Source organism: Streptococcus sp. CF4-3 (genome assembly GCF_024295385.1).
GTDB classification, from domain to species: Bacteria; Bacillota; Bacilli; order Lactobacillales; family Streptococcaceae; genus Streptococcus; species Streptococcus infantis_I.
Genome location: NZ_JANCPN010000009.1, coordinates 31,821 through 51,435, shown reverse-complemented (window position 1 = coordinate 51,435; position 19,615 = coordinate 31,821). Strand labels below are relative to the sequence as shown.

General features: G+C 42.9%; 18 protein-coding genes. 17 read left to right on the top strand and 1 reads right to left on the bottom strand.

Annotation, left to right across the window (positions count from 1 at the left end; all coding sequences use genetic code 11):
• The first annotated feature begins 211 nt into the window (after window positions 1–211).
• The 3 genes from abpA to NML75_RS08130 all read left to right on the top strand — a co-directional run bounded on the left by abpA (window position 212) and on the right by NML75_RS08130 (window position 2,334).
• Window positions 212–844: an amylase-binding adhesin AbpA gene (gene abpA, locus NML75_RS08140; RefSeq protein WP_254804367.1), complete on the top strand. Its 633-nt coding sequence runs from the start codon at window positions 212–214 to the stop codon at window positions 842–844.
• A gap of 76 nt (window positions 845–920) precedes the next feature.
• On the top strand, window positions 921–1,763 hold the full coding sequence (gene srtB / locus NML75_RS08135) for a class B sortase, LPKTxAVK-specific (RefSeq protein WP_004250360.1): 843 nt from the start codon (window positions 921–923) through the stop codon (window positions 1,761–1,763).
• Window positions 1,764–1,896: 133 nt separating this feature from the next.
• The gene (locus NML75_RS08130; protein WP_004250362.1) at window positions 1,897–2,334 is read left to right on the top strand and encodes a CoA-binding protein; all 438 of its coding nucleotides are present in this window, start codon (window positions 1,897–1,899) and stop codon (window positions 2,332–2,334) included.
• A 28-nt stretch (window positions 2,335–2,362) separates the two neighbouring features.
• Here the strand turns inward: NML75_RS08130 and NML75_RS08125 are convergent, their stop codons facing one another.
• A complete protein-coding gene (locus NML75_RS08125; RefSeq protein ID WP_004250363.1) occupies window positions 2,363–3,373 on the bottom strand; it encodes a YeiH family protein in 1,011 nt (336 codons plus the stop codon).
• Window positions 3,374–3,527: 154 nt separating this feature from the next.
• Between NML75_RS08125 and NML75_RS08120 the strand changes: the two genes are divergently transcribed.
• From NML75_RS08120 to purK, 14 genes are all read left to right on the top strand, one after another.
• Window positions 3,528–4,697 (top strand): pyridoxal phosphate-dependent aminotransferase, encoded by a 1,170-nt coding sequence (locus NML75_RS08120; protein ID WP_254804366.1) that lies wholly within the window; start codon window positions 3,528–3,530, stop codon window positions 4,695–4,697.
• Window positions 4,694–5,464, top strand: coding sequence for a DNA repair protein RecO (gene recO, locus NML75_RS08115; protein WP_225749909.1), 771 nt, complete (start codon window positions 4,694–4,696; stop codon window positions 5,462–5,464). The genes NML75_RS08120 and recO overlap by 4 nt, the downstream gene beginning before the upstream one ends.
• A complete protein-coding gene (gene plsX / locus NML75_RS08110; RefSeq protein WP_225749910.1) occupies window positions 5,461–6,453 on the top strand; it encodes a phosphate acyltransferase PlsX in 993 nt (330 codons plus the stop codon). Before recO ends, plsX begins: the two co-directional genes overlap by 4 nt.
• Before the next feature lie 10 nt (window positions 6,454–6,463).
• A complete protein-coding gene (locus NML75_RS08105) occupies window positions 6,464–6,700 on the top strand; it encodes an acyl carrier protein (RefSeq protein WP_070676964.1) in 237 nt (78 codons plus the stop codon).
• 199 nt (window positions 6,701–6,899) lie between these two features.
• Window positions 6,900–7,607 (top strand): phosphoribosylaminoimidazolesuccinocarboxamide synthase, encoded by a 708-nt coding sequence (purC, locus tag NML75_RS08100; protein WP_004250372.1) that lies wholly within the window; start codon window positions 6,900–6,902, stop codon window positions 7,605–7,607.
• Window positions 7,608–7,662: 55 nt separating this feature from the next.
• Complete coding sequence (locus NML75_RS08095) at window positions 7,663–11,388, top strand: phosphoribosylformylglycinamidine synthase (RefSeq protein WP_070676965.1); 3,726 nt, start codon at window positions 7,663–7,665, stop codon at window positions 11,386–11,388.
• Between the two features lie 168 nt (window positions 11,389–11,556).
• Window positions 11,557–12,999, top strand: coding sequence for an amidophosphoribosyltransferase (gene purF / locus NML75_RS08090; RefSeq protein ID WP_070676966.1), 1,443 nt, complete (start codon window positions 11,557–11,559; stop codon window positions 12,997–12,999).
• Window positions 13,000–13,219: 220 nt separating this feature from the next.
• A complete protein-coding gene (purM, locus tag NML75_RS08085; protein ID WP_070676967.1) occupies window positions 13,220–14,242 on the top strand; it encodes a phosphoribosylformylglycinamidine cyclo-ligase in 1,023 nt (340 codons plus the stop codon).
• Window positions 14,242–14,796 carry a phosphoribosylglycinamide formyltransferase gene (purN, locus tag NML75_RS08080; RefSeq protein ID WP_070676968.1) on the top strand — a complete coding sequence of 185 codons (555 nt, stop codon included), beginning with the start codon at window positions 14,242–14,244 and terminating at the stop codon, window positions 14,794–14,796. The genes purM and purN overlap by 1 nt, the downstream gene beginning before the upstream one ends.
• A 74-nt stretch (window positions 14,797–14,870) precedes the next feature.
• Complete coding sequence (gene purH, locus NML75_RS08075; protein WP_070676969.1) at window positions 14,871–16,418, top strand: bifunctional phosphoribosylaminoimidazolecarboxamide formyltransferase/IMP cyclohydrolase; 1,548 nt, start codon at window positions 14,871–14,873, stop codon at window positions 16,416–16,418.
• 122 nt (window positions 16,419–16,540) lie between these two features.
• Window positions 16,541–17,803: a phosphoribosylamine--glycine ligase gene (gene purD / locus NML75_RS08070; RefSeq protein ID WP_070676970.1), complete on the top strand. Its 1,263-nt coding sequence runs from the start codon at window positions 16,541–16,543 to the stop codon at window positions 17,801–17,803.
• Window positions 17,804–17,896: 93 nt separating this feature from the next.
• A complete protein-coding gene (locus tag NML75_RS08845; protein ID WP_080980075.1) occupies window positions 17,897–18,013 on the top strand; it encodes a phosphoribosylaminoimidazole carboxylase in 117 nt (38 codons plus the stop codon).
• A 30-nt stretch (window positions 18,014–18,043) separates the two neighbouring features.
• Window positions 18,044–18,532: a 5-(carboxyamino)imidazole ribonucleotide mutase gene (gene purE, locus NML75_RS08060; protein ID WP_000805610.1), complete on the top strand. Its 489-nt coding sequence runs from the start codon at window positions 18,044–18,046 to the stop codon at window positions 18,530–18,532.
• A complete protein-coding gene (purK, locus tag NML75_RS08055; protein ID WP_070676971.1) occupies window positions 18,519–19,610 on the top strand; it encodes a 5-(carboxyamino)imidazole ribonucleotide synthase in 1,092 nt (363 codons plus the stop codon). The genes purE and purK overlap by 14 nt, the downstream gene beginning before the upstream one ends.
• Window positions 19,611–19,615: the final 5 nt, after the last annotated feature.

Genomic DNA, 19,615 nt, shown 5'->3' with positions numbered 1-19,615 from the left:
CTCTGCATTGTTCGGATTTCAAACATTTTTATATCAATTATTTCAAGAATTTTATTTGATTTTTGTAATTCGAATGAATTTTACTTGTTTTTACCAGAAAATATAAATTTATTTTTAAAAAAGCTTGACAACTCTAATATATGTGATATAATTTGAGTTAGTAAGGATTATCCTTATAATTAAATTTTAAAATTAAAGAGGAGATAAAACAATGAAGAAAGTTTTATTATCATCAGTAGCAGCTCTTGCAGTATTTTCTGCAGCAGCTCCAGCATTTGCATCTGACAATTCATATAGCTCAAATGCATTGATTCAAAAACACTACGTTTCAGAACGTGATATCGCTGACGAAGCAAACACACAAGTAGCAGCACACGAAGCTGAAATTAACGCTGAAGCTGAAAACGATGCAGCAGTTGTAGCAGCAAAACAAGCTCTTGAAGCATACGGATCAGGTCACCTTTACGGTGATTACGTTGCTAAACTTGAAGCAGCTCGTACTGAAGCACGTAATGTTGTACGCAACAAATATGTAGCTCGCCTTCAAGATGCATACCGTGACACTGCTTATGCTGAAGGTAAATACTGGAACGATGTAACTGGCGTTCAAGACAACAAAACAAAAGACATGCGTGATCAAGAAGATAAAGCTCTTAACCATGGTGTAGCACCTGAGCAAGTATCTCCTGATCAAGCAGCAGCTGACCAAGCAGCAACTCAACCAGAAGGTGGTAAACCAGGTGCTGTAGACCAAGCTAAAAAAGCAGATGCAGCAGCTAAAAAAGCAGGAGCTTCTGCAAAAGCAGGTCAAAAAGCCCTTCCAAAAACACACGCTGTTAAATAATTTATTTATTTGGTGAAGTATACTATCACTGAAACTTTGTTTCAGTGATTTTTTTAGTAAATAACGAGGTAGAAAAATGAGTGGACACTCTAGAACAAAGAAAACACCAATTACTAAAATAATTGCTTCTATCGCAGCAGTAGCTATCGTTGCTTTGGGAGGCTTGTTTATATATAATAACAGCTTCTCAGCATCAAGTGAGAATAAGACGACTGAAACTACCGTTACCCAGGAAGCGTCAAAGCAAGCTTATACTGCTAGCGAGGAAGAAAAGGAATATCTCTCTAATAAATTTAAAGGTTTACTTGCAACAAACTCTGAAACTGTGGGGTATGTATATATTCCGGGTACACAGTTAGATGAACCAGTCGTTCAAACAACGGATAATGCGACTTATTTAGATAAGCGCTTTGATGGAGTTAACGAGCCTTTAATGGGGACAGTCTTTATGGACGCTGATAACAAGAAGGATTTTAGCGATCGATTAACTTGGTTATTTGGTCACGCTCGTGGTAGTAAAGTTCCTGATCACCGTATGTTTAAAGATGTGAACTATTTCAGTCGCCAAGAATATTTTGATGCACACCCTTATGTTGTCATTGAAACTCCAGAGAGAAAGTACTATTATGAAGCTGTTGCCATGATTATTGTTCCAGAAGAAACAGCTTTTTACCGTACTTCTTTTGATGATGATGCAGATTTTGAGAAACAGCTAACTACTATTTATGATACTGCAGAGGTTAAGAAACCAAATGTCAAGGTATCAGCTAAGGATAAATATCTTGTGCTTTCTACTTGTCGTGAAGAAGATGATACGATTCGTGCCAATCTCTACCTTCGACAAATTCCTGATTCAGAGTTGAGTGACTTTGTCAAACAACACGGAGAAAGCCTTCAGTATAAACCAACAAGAGAATAATCTTTAAATAAAATCTTTATGATCCTCTTAAAATTAAATGAATAGTTTAATTTTAAGAGGATTTTTTATTTTCATAGCAAATTTCTACAAACCCTTTCAAAATATGCTATACTGATGAAAAAGGAGGGTTTCTATGACTCAAGAATTTATCAATCCAAGTGATGGAGTGATCCGTCGGTATCTAGCAAGCAGTAAAACTCTAGCTGTAGTAGGCTTATCCGATCGTGAGGAAACAACTAGCAATCGAGTGACTAAAGAAATGCAGGCTCGTGGCTATAAAATTATTCCAGTTAACCCTAAAGCTGCAGGTGGCGAGATTTTGGGAGAAAAGGCTTATGCCAGTCTAGCTGAAATTCCTTTCCCTGTAGATATCGTCAATGTCTATCGTCGCAGTGAATTTTTACCTGATGTAGCACGAGACTTTCTCAAGGCGGATGCCAAGATTTTCTGGGCACAATTAGAACTTGAAAGTTTGGAAGCAGCAGAAATCTTGCGTGCTGGGGGATGCGATGACATCGTGATGAACCGTTGTATTAAGAGAGAACATACACGTTTAATTCTTGAACAATAAAAAGGTAGCCTAAAGGCTACCTTTTTTATTAGAAAATACCGATGAGTATTTGCATGCCAAGACTAGTCAGGATGATAGCAATCCAGCAAAGGGCTCCAAGAAGAATGGATTTTCCACTGGATTTGATCATAGCAACGAGGTTGGTTTTGAGACCGATAGCACTCATGGCCATGATAATAAGGAATTTAGAGAGTTGTTTGAGAGGTGCAAAGAAGCTATTGCTAACACCAAAAGAAGTAAGGACGGTAGTTAGCAGAGAAGCTAGGATAAAGTAGAGAATGAAAACGGGGAAGATTTTTTTGAGTTTTACTCCTTGGTTATCACCTTGTTGGCGACTTTGCCAGTATGAGAGAAAGAGAGTAATAGGGATAATAGCTAAGGTACGAGTCAGTTTGACAATAGTAGCAGATTCGAGAGTATTGCTTTGGTAGAGGCTATCCCAGGCGCTAGCTGTGGCTGTTACAGAGGACGTATCGTTGACCGCAGTACCCGCAAAGAGAGCAAAACCTTCGTTGGAAAGATGGAGCCAAGAACCTAGAGTTGGAAAGATAAGAGCTGCCAAGACATTGAAGAAAAAGATAACAGAAATGGCTTGGGCTACTTCTTTTTCCTTGGCGTGAATAACAGGAGCAGTCGCTGCAATGGCAGAACCGCCACAGATAGAAGATCCAACTCCAATCAAGGTAGCTAGCTTTGTATCAAGGTTAAAAAATCGTTGGAAAAAGAAAGCTATAATCAAAGCGATAGAAATAGTCGAAAGGATAACAGGGAGGGAAGATTTTCCAACTGCGAAAACTTGTGAGATATTGAGTCCAAACCCAAGCAAGATAACAGCATATTGAAGCAGTTTTTTGGAGCTATAAGTCAAGCCGGCATCCAGTTGTTTATAAGAAGTGAGAAAGGGATGGAGAATCATTCCGATAAAAATGGCGAAAACAGGTGCTCCCACAACAGGCAGAAAGCCTCCTAAAACCCAAGAGATGATAGAAATGATTAGACAGACTAGCAGTCCTGCCCAATTTTTTGATAGAAATGACATAAAAACCTCCGAAAATAAATACTACTTATTATAATCTTATCTGTCAGAAAAGTAAAATAGAAAGTAGGAATAAGGTTGTAAATTAACGGAATTTTGCGGTCAGAGAGCTTTTGTAGTATAATAGATATATGTTCTTTGATCAAGGAGGATATATATGGACTTAACCAAACGCTTTAATAAACAATTAGATAAGATACAAGTTTCCTTGATTCGTCAATTTGACCAGGCTATTTCAGAGATTCCTGGTGTCCTGCGATTGACCTTGGGAGAACCAGATTTTACAACGCCAGATCATGTCAAGGAAGCTGCAAAGCGAGCCATTGATCAAGATCAATCCTACTATACAGGTATGAGTGGTTTGTTGACATTGCGTCAGGCGGCGAGTGATTTTGTAAAAGAGAAATATCAGCTGGACTACAATCCAGAGAATGAAATCTTGGTCACAATTGGTGCGACAGAGGCTCTATCAGCCACTCTGACAGCTATTTTGGAGGAAGGAGACAAGGTTCTCTTGCCAGCTCCTGCCTATCCTGGCTATGAGCCAATAGTTAATCTAGTTGGTGCAGAGATTGTCGAGATTGATACGACTGAGAATGGTTTTGTCTTAACTCCAGAAATGCTAGAAAAAGCGATTTTAGAGCAAGGTGACAAGCTCAAGGCAGTTATTCTCAACTATCCAGCCAACCCTACAGGAATTACTTATAGTCGCGAGCAATTAGAAGCCTTGGCAGCTGTTTTACGCAAGTATGAGATTTTCGTAGTCTGTGATGAAGTCTACTCAGAATTGACCTATACAGGGGAAAATCATGTATCTTTGGGAACTATGTTGAGAGATCAGGCAATTATCATTAACGGTCTTTCTAAATCCCATGCCATGACAGGTTGGCGTTTAGGTTTTATCTTTGCACCAGCAAACTTCACAGCTCAACTCATCAAGAGTCATCAGTATTTGGTAACTGCTGCAAACACCATGGCACAACATGCTGCGGTGGAAGCATTGACAGCTGGTAAAGATGATGCAGAACCCATGAAGAAGGAATATATCCAGCGTCGGGACTACATTATCGACAAGATGACTGACCTCGGCTTTGAGATTATCAAACCAGATGGGGCTTTTTATATCTTTGCTAAGATTCCGGCAGGCTATAATCAAGATTCCTTTACTTTTCTGAAGGATTTTGCCCAGAAGAAGGCTGTTGCTTTTATTCCTGGTGCTGCCTTTGGTCAGTATGGAGAGGGCTATGTTCGCCTATCTTATGCAGCTAGCATGGGAACCATCAGAGAAGCTATGAAACGACTTGAGGAGTACATGAGAGAAGCATGATTCAATCGATTACGAGTCAGGGTTTAGTACTTTACAATCGAAATTTTCGAGAGGATGATAAGCTTGTTAAAATCTTTACAGAACAGGCAGGGAAGCGCATGTTTTTTGTCAAACACGCCGGCCAATCCAAACTAGCTCCTGTCATTCAACCTTTAGTCTTAGCCCATTTTCTCCTAAAAGTCAATGACGATGGACTTAGTTATATAGAAGATTATCATGAGGTGAAGACTTTTCCGAAAATCAATAGTGACCTCTTTGTTATGGCTTATGCGACTTACGTTGCAGCCTTGGCAGATGCGAGTTTGCAGGATAACCAAGAAGACGCTCCCTTATTTGCTTTTTTGCAAAAGACTTTAGAGCTGATGGAAGAGGGTCTGGATTATCAAGTTTTGACCAATATTTTTGAAATTCAAATATTGACACGTTTTGGAATCAGTCTCAACTTTAATGAGTGTACCTTTTGTCATCGTGTGGGGCAAGCCTTTGACTTTTCATTCAAATACGGGGCTTGTCTTTGTCCCGATCATTACCATGAAGATGAGAAACGATGTCATCTAAATCCCAATATTCCTTATCTGCTCAATCAATTTCAAGCCATTGATTTTGAGACCTTGGAGACTATCTCACTTAAGGCCGAAATCAAGCAAGACTTGCGCAAGTTTATGGACCAAATCTACGAGGAATATGTCGGCATTCATCTAAAATCAAAGAAATTTATTGATTCCCTAGCCGACTGGGGACAACTACTGAAAGAGGAAGACAAATGAAAAAAATCGCAGTTGATGCAATGGGTGGCGATTACGCACCACAAGCTATTGTAGAGGGAGTTAATCAAGCCCTTGCTGACTTTTCAGATATTGAAGTCCAACTTTATGGAGATGAAAGCAAAATCAAGCAATATCTAACAGCTACAGAGCGCGTCAGCATTATCCATACGGATGAAAAAATCGACTCAGATGATGAGCCTACAAAAGCCATCCGCAAGAAGAAAAATTCCAGCATGGTATTGGCAGCTAAGGCTGTCAAAGATGGAGAGGCAGACGCAGTTCTTTCTGCAGGAAATACAGGTGCCTTGTTAGCAGCAGGATTCTTCATCGTTGGTCGTATCAAAAATATCGATCGACCAGGTCTTATGTCAACCTTGCCAACTATTGATGGAAAAGGTTTTGATATGCTTGACCTTGGTGCTAATGCAGAAAATACAGCTCATCACCTGCATCAATACGCTATCTTGGGTTCCTTCTATGCTAGAAATGTTCGTGGTATTGAAAAACCTCGTGTAGGTTTGCTTAATAACGGGACAGAGAGCAGCAAGGGAGATCCACTTCGCAAGGAAGCCTATGACCTATTAGTGGCTGACGAGAGTTTGAATTTCGTCGGGAACGTGGAAGCGCGTGATTTAATGGATGGTGTTGCCGATGTAGTCGTAACAGATGGTTTCACGGGAAACGCTGTGCTCAAAGCTATTGAAGGGACTGCTATGGGTATCATGGGCTTGCTTAAAAATGCTATTGTAGGTGGCGGTCTTAGAGCTAAGCTAGGAGCTTTCCTTCTTAAGGATAACCTCAGAGGTTTGAAAAAACAGCTCAACTATTCAGATGTTGGAGGCGCGGTTCTGTTTGGTGTTAAAGCACCAGTAGTTAAGACTCATGGTTCAAGTGATGCCAAGGCTGTCTATAGCACAATACGCCAGATTCGTACCATGCTTGAGACAGATGTAGTTGCTCAAACTGCGCGTGAATTTTCAGAGGAATAAGGAGAACAATATGACAGAACAACAAATTTTTGACCGTATCGTAACCATCATTCAAGAGCGTCAAGGAGAGGACTTTGTAGTTACTGAAAACTTGAGTTTAAAGGATGATTTAGATGCTGATTCAGTAGATTTGATGGAATTTATTCTAACAGTTGAGGATGAATTTGGAATCGAGATCAGTGATGAAGAAATTGACAACCTCCAAAGTGTTGCAGACGTATTAGCAATCATCAAAAATAGAATATAAGAAAAAGCAACATGCTGGTCATGTTGCTTTTTTGATTGTGTGAAGTTTGAATGATTGTGGTCGGGTTATCTAAATAGTCTGATTTGATTTTTTTCTAAATGTTTTAGAGTGAAGAATACGTTTACGTTCGTAAAACATTTGATTTATGCTTATTTTTGTGTTAGAATGAGGCAAAGTAATACGAAAGGCGAATAATAAAATGTCCAGCAAACTTATTTATACGGGAAAAGCTAAAGATATCTATACTACAGAAGACGAACATGTGATTAGGTCCGTTTATAAGGACCAAGCTACCATGCTTAATGGTGCTCGTAAAGAGACCATCGAAGGCAAAGGTGTGCTCAATAATCAGATTTCGTCTCTTATTTTTGAAAAATTGAATGCTGCAGGTGTGGCTACTCACTTTATCGAACGTATCTCTGACACAGAACAACTCAACAAGAAAGTGACCATCATTCCTTTGGAGGTTGTGCTTCGTAACGTGACTGCGGGTTCTTTCTCAAAACGTTTTGGCGTGGAAGAAGGTTTGGACTTGAAAACTCCAATCGTTGAATTTTACTACAAGAACGATGAGTTGGATGATCCATTCATCAATGATGAGCATGTGAAGTTCTTGGATATTGCCAATGATGAACAAATCGCTTATATCAAGGAAGAAACACGTCGCATCAATGGATTGCTGAAAGATTGGTTTGCACAAATTGGTCTTCGTTTGATTGACTTTAAATTGGAATTCGGTTTTGATAAGGATGGCAAGATTATCTTGGCAGATGAATTCTCTCCAGATAACTGCCGCCTTTGGGATGCTGAAGGGCACCATATGGACAAGGATGTTTTCCGTAGAGATTTGGGCAGTCTAACGGATGTTTATAAGGTCGTGTTAGAAAAATTGCAAGGATTGAAGTAAAGTTTTACTTGGTCGTCACTACAATCTTTAAGTAGAAATAGATAAAGGAACTAAAATGGATAAACGTATTTTCGTTGAGAAAAAAGCTGATTTTCGTGTCAAATCTGACTCTTTAGTAAAAGAATTACAGCATAATCTTCAGTTGAAAACCTTGAAGGATCTTCGGATTGTTCAGGTTTACGATGTCTTTAATTTGGCAGAGGACTTGTTTGCGCGTGCGGAAAAACATATTTTTTCTGAGCAGGTGACCGATACTGTTTTGGATGAAGCTGAGGTTAAGGCTGATCTTGAGAAGTATGCTTTCTTTGCTATCGAAAGTTTGCCTGGTCAATTTGATCAACGTGCGGCGTCTTCACAAGAAGCTTTGCTTTTGTTGGGTAGTTCAAATGATGTAACAGTGAACACAGCACAACTTTACTTGGTCAATAAGGATATTGATGCGAATGAATTGGAAGCTGTTAAAAACTATCTCTTGAACCCAGTGGATTCTCGTTTCAAAGACATCACTCTTGGTATTGCGAAACAGGATTTCTCTGAGTCTGACAAGACCATTCCAAATTTGGATTTCTTTGAAACATATACAGCAGAAGATTTTGCACAGTATAAGGCTGAGCAAGGATTGGCCATGGAAGTGGATGACCTTCTCTTCATTCAAGATTACTTCAAGTCTATTGGTCGTGTGCCAACTGAGACTGAGTTGAAGGTGTTGGATACTTACTGGTCTGACCACTGTCGTCACACAACTTTCGAGACTGAGTTGAAAAACATCGACTTCTCAGCTTCTAAATTCCAAAAACAATTGCAAGCGACTTATGACAAGTATATTGCCATGCGTGATGAGTTGGGACGTACAGAAAAACCTCAAACCTTGATGGATATGGCGACTATTTTTGGTCGTTATGAGCGTGCCAATGGTCGTTTGGACGACATGGAAGTGTCTGATGAAATCAATGCCTGCTCCGTTGAAATTGAAGTGGATGTCAATGGTGTGAAAGAACCATGGCTTCTCATGTTCAAAAACGAAACTCACAACCACCCAACGGAGATCGAACCATTTGGTGGAGCGGCAACTTGTATCGGTGGTGCCATTCGTGACCCATTGTCAGGTCGCTCCTACGTTTACCAAGCCATGCGTATTTCAGGTGCTGGCGATATTACAGCTCCAATTTCAGAAACTCGCGCTGGGAAATTACCACAACAAGTGATTTCTAAAACAGCGGCTCACGGTTATTCTTCATATGGGAACCAAATTGGTCTTGCGACGACCTATGTTCGTGAATACTTCCACCCAGGTTTCGTTGCTAAACGTATGGAGCTAGGTGCAGTTGTCGGTGCAGCTCCTAAGGAAAATGTTGTTCGTGAAAAACCTGAAGCAGGTGATGTGATTATCTTGCTCGGTGGTAAGACTGGACGTGACGGTGTCGGTGGTGCGACAGGTTCTTCTAAAGTTCAAACAGTTGAATCTGTTGAAACAGCTGGTGCTGAGGTTCAAAAAGGGAATGCCATCGAAGAACGTAAGATCCAACGTCTTTTCCGTAATGGGGAAGTGACACGTCTGATCAAGAAATCAAATGACTTTGGTGCTGGTGGTGTCTGTGTGGCTATCGGTGAATTGGCAGATGGTCTTGAAATTGATCTAGACAAAGTGCCATTAAAATATCAAGGCTTGAACGGTACAGAAATTGCCATCTCTGAATCTCAAGAACGGATGGCTGTAGTGGTTCGTCCAGAAGATGTAGATGCCTTCATTGCAGCATGTAACAAAGAAAATATTGACGCGGTTGTCGTTGCGACAGTGACCGAAAAACCAAATCTTGTCATGCACTGGAATGGTGAAACCATCGTTGATTTGGAACGTCGTTTCCTTGATACAAACGGTGTACGTGTCGTTGTAGATGCTAAGGTAGTTGACAAGGATGTCAAGCTTCCAGAAGAACGCCAAACATCTGCCGAAACCCTTGAAGCAGATACGCTTGCAGTCTTGTCTGACCTCAACCATGCTAGTCAAAAAGGGCTACAAACCATCTTTGATAGTTCAGTTGGACGTTCAACAGTCAATCACCCACTAGGAGGTCGCTACCAAATCACACCAACGGAGGCTTCAGTACAGAAATTGCCAGTCCAACATGGTGTGACTCATACGGCATCAGTCATGGCACAAGGCTTTAACCCATACATCGCAGAATGGTCTCCGTACCACGGTGCTGCTTATGCGGTTATCGAAGCAACTGCTCGTTTGGTTGCTGCTGGTGCAAACTGGTCTAAGGCTCGCTTCTCTTATCAAGAATACTTCGAGCGTATGGATAAACAAGCAGAGCGTTTTGGTCAGCCAGTAGCAGCTCTTCTTGGATCCATTGAAGCTCAGATTCAACTTGGGTTGCCATCTATCGGTGGGAAGGACTCTATGTCTGGTACCTTTGAAGAATTGACAGTACCACCAACCTTAGTTGCTTTTGGTGTCACAACTGCAGATAGCCGTAAGGTTCTTTCTCCAGAATTTAAAGCTGCTGGTGAAAATATCTATTACATCCCAGGTCAAGCTTTGGCACAAGAAATTGACTTTGATCTGATCAAGTCTAACTTTGCTCAATTTGAAGCCATCCAAGCTGATCACAAAGTAACAGCAGCATCAGCTGTCAAATATGGTGGTGTCCTTGAAGCCCTTGCCCTTGCAACATTTGGTAACCATATTGGTGCCACTGTAACCCTTGAAAATCTTGAGACTGCCTTGACAGCTCAATTGGGTGGATTCGTCTTCACATCTCCGGAAGAGATTTCAGGTGTTGCCAAGATTGGACAAACAGCAGCTGACTTTACACTTACTGTCAACGATGTAACGCTTGATGGACACAAACTTGACAGTGCCTTCCAAGGTAAATTGGAAGAAGTCTACCCAACGGAATTTGCACAAGCAACTGAGTTGGAAGAAGTACCTGCGGTGGCGTCAGATGCTGTTATCAAAGCTAAAGAAACTATTGAAAAACCAGTGGTTTACATCCCAGTGTTCCCAGGTACCAACTCCGAATATGACTCCGCTAAGGCATTTGAAAAAGAAGGCGCAAAAGTCAACTTGGTACCATTTGTAACACTGAATGAAGAAGCAATTGTCAAATCTGTTGACACTATGGTTGAAAATATCGAAAAAGCTAACATTATCTTCTTTGCCGGTGGCTTCTCAGCAGCGGATGAACCAGATGGATCAGCTAAATTCATCGTTAATATCTTGCTTAACGAAAAAGTACGTGCAGCCATCGATAGCTTCATCGAAGGTGGTGGTTTGATTATCGGTATCTGTAACGGGTTCCAAGCTCTTGTCAAATCAGGTCTTCTTCCATACGGTAACTTTGAAGATGCAAGCAGTACGAGTCCAACTCTCTTTTACAATGATGCCAACCAACACGTGGCTAAGATGGTTGAAACACGTATTGCCAATACGAACTCACCATGGCTTGCTGGCGTGAAAGTTGGTGACATCCATGCCATCCCAGTATCACACGGTGAAGGTAAATTTGTCGTGACAGCTGAGGAATTTGCAGAGCTCCGTGATAATGGTCAAATCTTTAGCCAATATGTTGACTTCGAAGGCAAACCAAGCATGGATTCTAAATACAATCCTAACGGTTCTGTGAATGCTATTGAAGGTATCACAAGCAAGAACGGTCAAATCATTGGTAAGATGGGACACTCAGAACGTTTCGAAGACGGTCTTTTCCAAAATATTCCAGGAAATAAAGACCAACACCTCTTTGCGTCAGCGGTTAAATACTTTACTGAAAAATAGGCTTTGCAGATTTTCTAATAGATAACCATCCGTGAATGTAAAATCAAGTAGATCTAACTTACGACAATTGCAAATGATTTATTGTTGTGAGTGAAACGAGCTTCTGCCGTATCATTCCGCTCTAGTATCGTTAAGGAATGATACACAAATAAAAATTAGGTATATAAAATGACATACGAAGTAAAATCTCTTAATGAAGAATGTGGTGTTTTTGGTATCTGGGGCCACCCAGACGCTGCCAAATTAACCTATTTTGGACTCCATAGTCTTCAGCACCGTGGTCAGGAGGGGGCAGGAATCCTCTCCAATGACCAAGGGAAATTGAAGCGTCATCGTGATATGGGGCTTTTATCAGAAGTCTTCAAAAATCCTGCGAATTTGGATAAATTGACAGGAACTGGAGCGATTGGGCACGTGCGTTATGCGACTGCGGGAGAAGCTTCTGTAGACAATATCCAACCTTTCCTCTTCCGCTTTCACGATATGCAGTTTGGTTTGGCTCATAATGGGAATCTGACCAATGCAGAATCGCTCAAGCAAGAATTGGAACAAAGAGGAGCGATTTTCAGCTCAACCTCTGACTCTGAAATCTTGGCTCACCTTATTCGCCGTAGCCACAATCCAAACCTGATGGGTAAAATCAAGGAAGCACTCAGTCTTGTTAAAGGTGGTTTTGCTTATCTCTTGATGTTTGAAGATAAGTTAATTGCAGCGCTTGACCCAAATGGCTTCCGTCCTCTGTCAATCGGGAAAATGGCTAATGGAGCAGTAGTGGTTTCATCTGAAACCTGTGCCTTTGAAGTAATCGGTGCTGAGTGGATTCGCGACGTAAAACCAGGCGAAATTGTTATTATTGATGATAGTGGTATCCAGTATGATAGCTACACAAACGACACTCAGTTGGCTATCTGTTCCATGGAGTATATCTACTTCGCCCGTCCCGACTCTAACATCCATGGAGTCAATGTTCATACAGCTCGTAAGAGAATGGGAGCACAACTGGCACGTGAGTTCAAGTATGAAGCTGATATCGTAGTCGGGGTGCCAAACTCCTCTCTTAGCGCAGCTATGGGATTTGCCGAAGAATCAGGTCTGCCAAATGAAATGGGGCTCATCAAGAACCAATATACGCAACGGACCTTTATCCAGCCGACTCAAGAATTACGCGAGCAAGGGGTTCGGATGAAGTTATCTGCTGTTTCTGGTGTCGTTAAAGGCAAACGCGTTGTCATGATTGATGACTCTATCGTGCGAGGCACGACATCTCGTCGCATTGTCCAACTTTTGAAAGAAGCGGGGGCATCAGAAGTACACGTTGCCATTGGTAGTCCTGCTCTTGCCTATCCATGTTTCTACGGGATTGATATCCAGACACGTCAGGAGCTGATTGCGGCCAATCATACGGTTGAAGAAACTCGCCAAATCATTGGTGCGGATAGTCTGACTTATCTTTCTATTGATGGCTTGATTGATTCTATCGGCATCGAAACAGATGCGCCAAATGGCGGTCTCTGTGTCGCTTACTTTGACGGTGACTACCCAACGCCTCTCTACGACTATGAAGAAGACTATCGTAGAAGTTTGGATGACAAGATCAGTTTTTACAAATAGACGGCTAAAGACTCTCGATTAAAGAAAAGGAATGAATAAAATGACAAATAAGAATGCTTATGCGCCACGTCTCACTACTGACTAAAAGCTAAAGCATTTGTCAGTAGACGCTTTCTCCTATGGGACCAAAGCTAGAGACCTGACTAGTATTTTTAGATAAAATAATTGTTTATCTAAAAATACGTCGCAGTCTTTCTCAAAAAAAGAAAAGGATTAAAAAATGACAAATAAAAATGCATACGCTCAATCAGGTGTGGACGTTGAAGCGGGTTATGAAGTTGTTGAACGGATTAAAAAACATGTGGCACGTACGGAGCGTGCGGGTGTTATGGGAGCTCTTGGCGGTTTTGGTGGTATGTTCGACCTTTCAAAAACAGGTGTTAAAGAGCCAGTTTTGATTTCAGGAACTGACGGTGTTGGAACCAAGCTCATGCTTGCTATCAAGTACGACAAACACGATACTATCGGTCAAGACTGTGTGGCTATGTGTGTCAACGATATCATCGCTGCAGGCGCGGAGCCCCTCTACTTCCTAGACTATGTGGCGACTGGGAAAAATGAACCAGCTAAATTGGAACAAGTCGTTGCTGGTGTAGCCGAAGGGTGTGTACAAGCCGGTGCAGCCCTTATCGGTGGGGAAACGGCTGAAATGCCTGGTATGTATGGCGAAGACGACTATGACTTGGCTGGTTTCGCAGTCGGTGTTGCAGAAAAATCTCAAATCATCGATGGTTCAAAAGTAGTAGAGGGAGACGTCCTTCTCGGACTTGCCTCAAGCGGTATTCACTCAAATGGTTACTCGCTTGTACGTCGTGTCTTTGCCGATTATACAGGTGAGGAAGTCCTCCCAGAATTGGAAGGCAAGAAACTCAAAGACGTTCTTTTGGAGCCAACTCGTATCTATGTCAAGGCTGTTTTACCACTCATTAAGGAAGAGTTGGTCAACGGGATTGCCCACATCACAGGTGGTGGTTTCATCGAAAATGTACCACGTATGTTCGCGGATGACTTGGCGGCTGAAATTGAGGAAAGCAAAGTCCCGGTCCTTCCAATTTTCAAAGCCCTTGAAAAATATGGCCAAATCAAACACGAAGAAATGTTTGAAATCTTCAACATGGGTGTGGGGCTTATGCTTGCGGTTAAACCAGAAAATGTTGAACGTGTCAAAGAACTTCTTGACGAACCTGTTTATGAAATCGGTCGGATTGTCAAGAAGACAGATGCAAGTGTGGTGATTAAATAATGGCTAAAAAGATTGCTGTTTTTGCCTCTGGCAACGGCTCAAACTTTCAGGTGATTGCAGAACAATTTCCAGTAGAATTTGTCTTTTCAGATCACCGTGATGCCTACGTCCTTGAACGTGCAGAAAAGCTTGGAATTCCTTCATATGCTTTTGAGCTCAAGGAATTTGAGAGCAAGGCAGATTACGAAAGGACCATCGTCGAGCTCTTAGATGAGCATGAGATTGACTTGGTTTGTCTCGCAGGTTACATGAAAATCGTCGGTCCAACCTTGTTAGCAGCTTATGAGGGCCGTATCATCAATATTCACCCAGCTTATCTCCCTGAATTTCCAGGCGCTCATGGTATTGAGGATGCTTGGAGTGCAGGTGTGGACCAGTCTGGCGTGACTATTCACTGGGTGGACTCTGGTGTTGATACCGGCAAGGTCATCAAACAGGTCCGTGTGCCAAGGCATGAAGGGGATACCCTTGATACTTTCGAGACTCGCATCCACGAAACAGAGTACAAGCTCTATCCAGAAGTCTTGGATAGTTTGGGGGCTGCACGAAAATAAGGAAGCCCTTGAGCTGAAAGAAAATTTTCGACTGTAGCAAAGAAAGAACTTTTTTAAAAAGGAAAAGAAAGAACATGACTAAACGAGCACTTATTTCAGTCTCAGATAAAGCGGGCATTGTTGAATTTGCCCAAGAACTTAAAAAACTTGGTTGGGACATCATCTCAACAGGTGGTACCAAAGTTGTCCTAGACAATGCTGGGGTTGATACCATTGCTATCGATGATGTGACTGGTTTCCCGGAAATGATGGACGGTCGTGTCAAGACCCTCCACCCCAATATCCATGGCGGTCTCCTCGCTCGTCGTGACCTGGATAGTCACTTAGAAGCAGCCAAGGATAACAAAATCGAATTGATTGACCTTGTTGTGGTCAATCTTTACCCATTCAAGGAAACCATTCTTAAACCAGACGTGACTTATGCGGATGCCGTTGAAAACATCGATATCGGTGGTCCATCAATGCTTCGTTCAGCAGCAAAAAACCACGCTAGCGTAACAGTTGTGGTAGACCCAGCTGACTACGCTGTTGTGCTTGACGAATTGGCAGCCAACGGCGAAACAAGTTACGAAACTCGCCAACGCTTGGCAGCTAAGGTTTTCCGTCACACAGCTTCATACGATGCCTTGATTGCAGAATACTTCACAGCTCAAGTGGGTGAAAGTAAACCTGAAAAACTCACCTTGACTTATGACCTTAAACAAGCTATGCGTTATGGTGAAAACCCTCAACAAGACGCAGACTTCTACCAAAAAGCCTTGCCAACGGACTACTCAATTGCTTCAGCGAAACAGCTCAACGGTAAGGAATTGTCCTTCAACAATATCCGTGACGCTGATGCTGCCATCCGTATCATTCGCGATTTCAAAGAACGCCCAACGGTTGTGGCTTTGAAACACATGAACCCATGTGGGATTGGTCAAGCTGATGACATCGAGAATGCTTGGGACTACGCTTATGAGTCTGACCCAGTTTCTATCTTTGGTGGAATTGTCGTTCTCAACCGTGAGGTAGATGCTGCGACAGCTGAGAAGATGCACGGTGTTTTCCTCGAAATCATCATTGCACCAAGCTATACGGATGAAGCGCTAGCCATTTTGACCAACAAAAAGAAAAATTTGCGCATTCTTGCCTTGCCATTTGACGCACAAGATGCTAGTGAAGTGGAAGCAGAATATACAGGTGTTGTCGGTGGACTCCTCGTTCAAAATCAAGACGTGGTCAAAGAAAGCCCAGCTGACTGGCAAGTGGTAACCAAACGCCAACCAACTGAGACAGAAGCGACTGCCCTTGAGTTTGCTTGGAAAGCTATCAAGTATGTCAAATCAAATGGAATCATCGTGACTAATGACCACATGACACTGGGTGTTGGCCCAGGTCAAACCAACCGTGTGGCCTCTGTTCGTATTGCCATCAATCAAGCCAAAGACCGCCTTGACGGCGCTGTTCTTGCTTCAGATGCCTTCTTCCCATTTGCGGATAACGTGGAAGAAATCGCTAAAGCAGGTATTAAGGCTATCATCCAGCCTGGTGGATCCGTCCGTGACCAAGAATCCATCGAAGCTGCTGATAAATACGGCTTAACCATGGTCTTCACAGGCGTGAGACATTTTAGACATTAAGAAAATAAAAGGGAAGAAAACAGTTTCTTTCCTTTTTTTTGCTTTAAAAGCGAAACGAAACAAGATTAAAACGAACGTTTATGGTATAATATTAGTAAATAATTCGCAAAAGAGGTTGAAAGATGAAGCTGTTAGTTGTCGGCTCGGGTGGTCGTGAACATGCCATTGCTAAGAAGTTGCTTGAGTCAAAAGATGTTGAAAAAGTCTTTGTAGCTCCTGGGAACGACGGGATGACTCTGGATGATCTGGAATTGGTAAATATCTCTATTTCCGAACATTCTAAATTGATTGAGTTTGCAAAAGCCAACGATATTGCTTGGTCCTTCATTGGTCCAGATGACGCCCTTGCGGCTGGGATTGTGGATGAGTTCAATGCAGCTGGCCTCAAAGCCTTTGGTCCGACAAGATTGGCAGCGGAGTTGGAGTGGTCCAAGGATTTTGCTAAGGAAATCATGGTCAAATACGATGTTCCGACAGCAGCCTATGGGACCTTCTCAGATTTCGAGGAAGCCAAGGCCTATATCGAAGAAAAAGGCGCTCCAATCGTAGTCAAGGCAGACGGTTTGGCCCTTGGGAAAGGTGTCGTCGTTGCTGAGACAGTCGAGCAAGCAGTAGAAGCCGCTCACGAGATGCTTTTGGACAATAAATTCGGGGACTCAGGTGCGCGTGTGGTTATCGAGGAGTTTCTTGCAGGAGAGGAATTTTCACTTTTTGCCTTTGTAAATGGTGACAAGTTCTACATCATGCCAACAGCTCAGGACCACAAACGTGCCTATGATGGCGACAAGGGGCCTAACACGGGTGGTATGGGTGCCTATGCGCCAGTTCCACACTTGCCAGAGAGCGTGGTTGCTACAGCGGTTGACACCATTGTCAAGCCAGTCCTCGAAGGGATGATTAAAGAAGGGCGCCCCTATCTTGGTGTCCTTTACGCAGGTCTTATCTTGACAGCTGATGGGCCCAAAGTCATCGAGTTTAACGCTCGTTTCGGAGATCCAGAAACGCAAATTATCTTACCTCGTTTGACATCTGACTTCGCGAATAACATTACTGACATTTTGGAAGGCAAAGAGCCAGCCATCACTTGGATGGACAAGGGTGTGACACTAGGCGTTGTTGTAGCCTCAAACGGATACCCACTCGCTTATGAGAAAGGTGTCAAGCTTCCTACCAAGACAGAAGGCGACATCATCACTTACTATGCCGGAGCTAAATTTGCTGAAAATGGGGAAGACCTCCTCTCAAACGGTGGACGTGTCTATATGTTAGTCACCACAGCAGATACTGTCAAAGACGGCCAAAACATTATCTACAACCAACTCAACAAACAAAATACAGAAGGCCTCTTTTACCGAACAGATATCGGAAGCAAGGCAATTAGATAAAGATATAAGAAAAAGCGACGCAGTCGCCAAACCCGATAATGGTCGTTTAATTTGCGAGCATTAGCGAGCTGATATAGAGCAATCACCGCCGTTGTGAAAGAACGATTGGATTATAAGCCAATCGTTCAGGGAAATCGGAAGACCTTGGGCTTCCGATTTAGGCATGAGACACCTTTGGTGGCTGCTGCCGTCCCTCACAACCTAAGGTGATTGTCAAAAAAGGAAGAAAAAGGATTAAAAATGAAACCAGTAATTTCCATCATCATGGGCTCAAAATCCGACTGGGCAACCATGCAAAAAACCGCTGAAGTCCTAGACCGCTTCGGTGTAGTCTACGAAAAGAAAGTTGTTTCCGCTCACCGTACACCAGACCTCATGTTTAGACATGCGGAGGAAGCCCGTAGCCGTGGCATCAAGGTTATCATCGCAGGTGCGGGTGGCGCAGCCCATTTGCCAGGTATGGTAGCTGCCAAAACAACCCTCCCTGTCATCGGTGTACCAGTCAAATCACGAGCGCTTAGTGGCGTGGATTCTCTTTACTCGATTGTTCAGATGCCGGGTGGTGTGCCTGTTGCGACAATGGCTATTGGTGAAGCAGGTGCGACCAATGCGGCCCTCTTTGCCCTCCGTCTCCTTTCAGTAGAGGATCAGGCTATTGCAACAGCATTGGCAGATTTCGCAGAAGAACAAGGAAAAATCGCAGAGGAGTCGACGAATGAGCTCATCTAAAACAATCGGAATTATCGGTGGTGGTCAGCTGGGTCAGATGATGGCCATTTCTGCTATCTACATGGGACACAAGGTTATCGCGCTGGATCCTGCGGCGGATTGCCCAGCCTCTCGTGTGGCGGAAATCATCGTGGCGCCTTATAATGATGTGGACGCCCTCCGTCAGTTGGCGGAGCGTTGCGATGTCCTGACCTATGAGTTTGAGAATGTCGATGCCGATGGTTTGGATGCTGTCATCAAGGATGGTCAACTCCCTCAAGGGACAGATTTGCTCCGCATTTCCCAAAATCGCATCTTTGAAAAGGACTTTCTCTTAAATAAGGCTCAAGTCACCGTGGCACCCTACAAGGTTGTGACTTCAAACCAGGATTTGGCAGATATCGACCTTTCTAAAAACTATGTCCTCAAGACTGCGACTGGTGGCTACGATGGCCATGGACAAAAGGTCATTCGTTCAGCGGAAGATTTAGAAGAAGCTTATGCGCTAGCAGATTCAGCAGATTGCGTTTTAGAAGAATTCGTCAATTTCGACCTTGAAATTTCTGTCATTGTGTCAGGAAATGGCAAGGACGTGACAGTTTTCCCGGTTCAGGAAAATATCCACCGTAACAATATCCTGTCTAAGACCATCGTGCCAGCTCGCATTTCAGAAAGTCTGGCTGAAAAAGCCAAAGCCATGGCAGTGCGAATCGCTGAACAGCTGAACTTGTCTGGAACTCTTTGTGTGGAAATGTTTGCGACAGCTGATGACATTATTGTCAACGAAATCGCGCCACGCCCACATAACTCTGGACACTACTCAATCGAAGCCTGTGATTTTTCACAATTTGACACACATATCTTGGGCGTTCTCGGAGCGCCACTTCCAACAATCCACCTCCATGCTCCAGCAGTCATGCTCAACGTCCTCGGCCAACACGTCGAAGCAGCTGAAACATATGTGACAGAAAATCCAAGCGCCCACCTCCACCTATATGGTAAAATAGAAGCGAAGCACAACCGCAAAATGGGACATGTGACTTTGTTTAGTGATGTGCCAGATGAGGTTGAAGAATTTGGGAAAGGGATTGATTTTTAGGACAT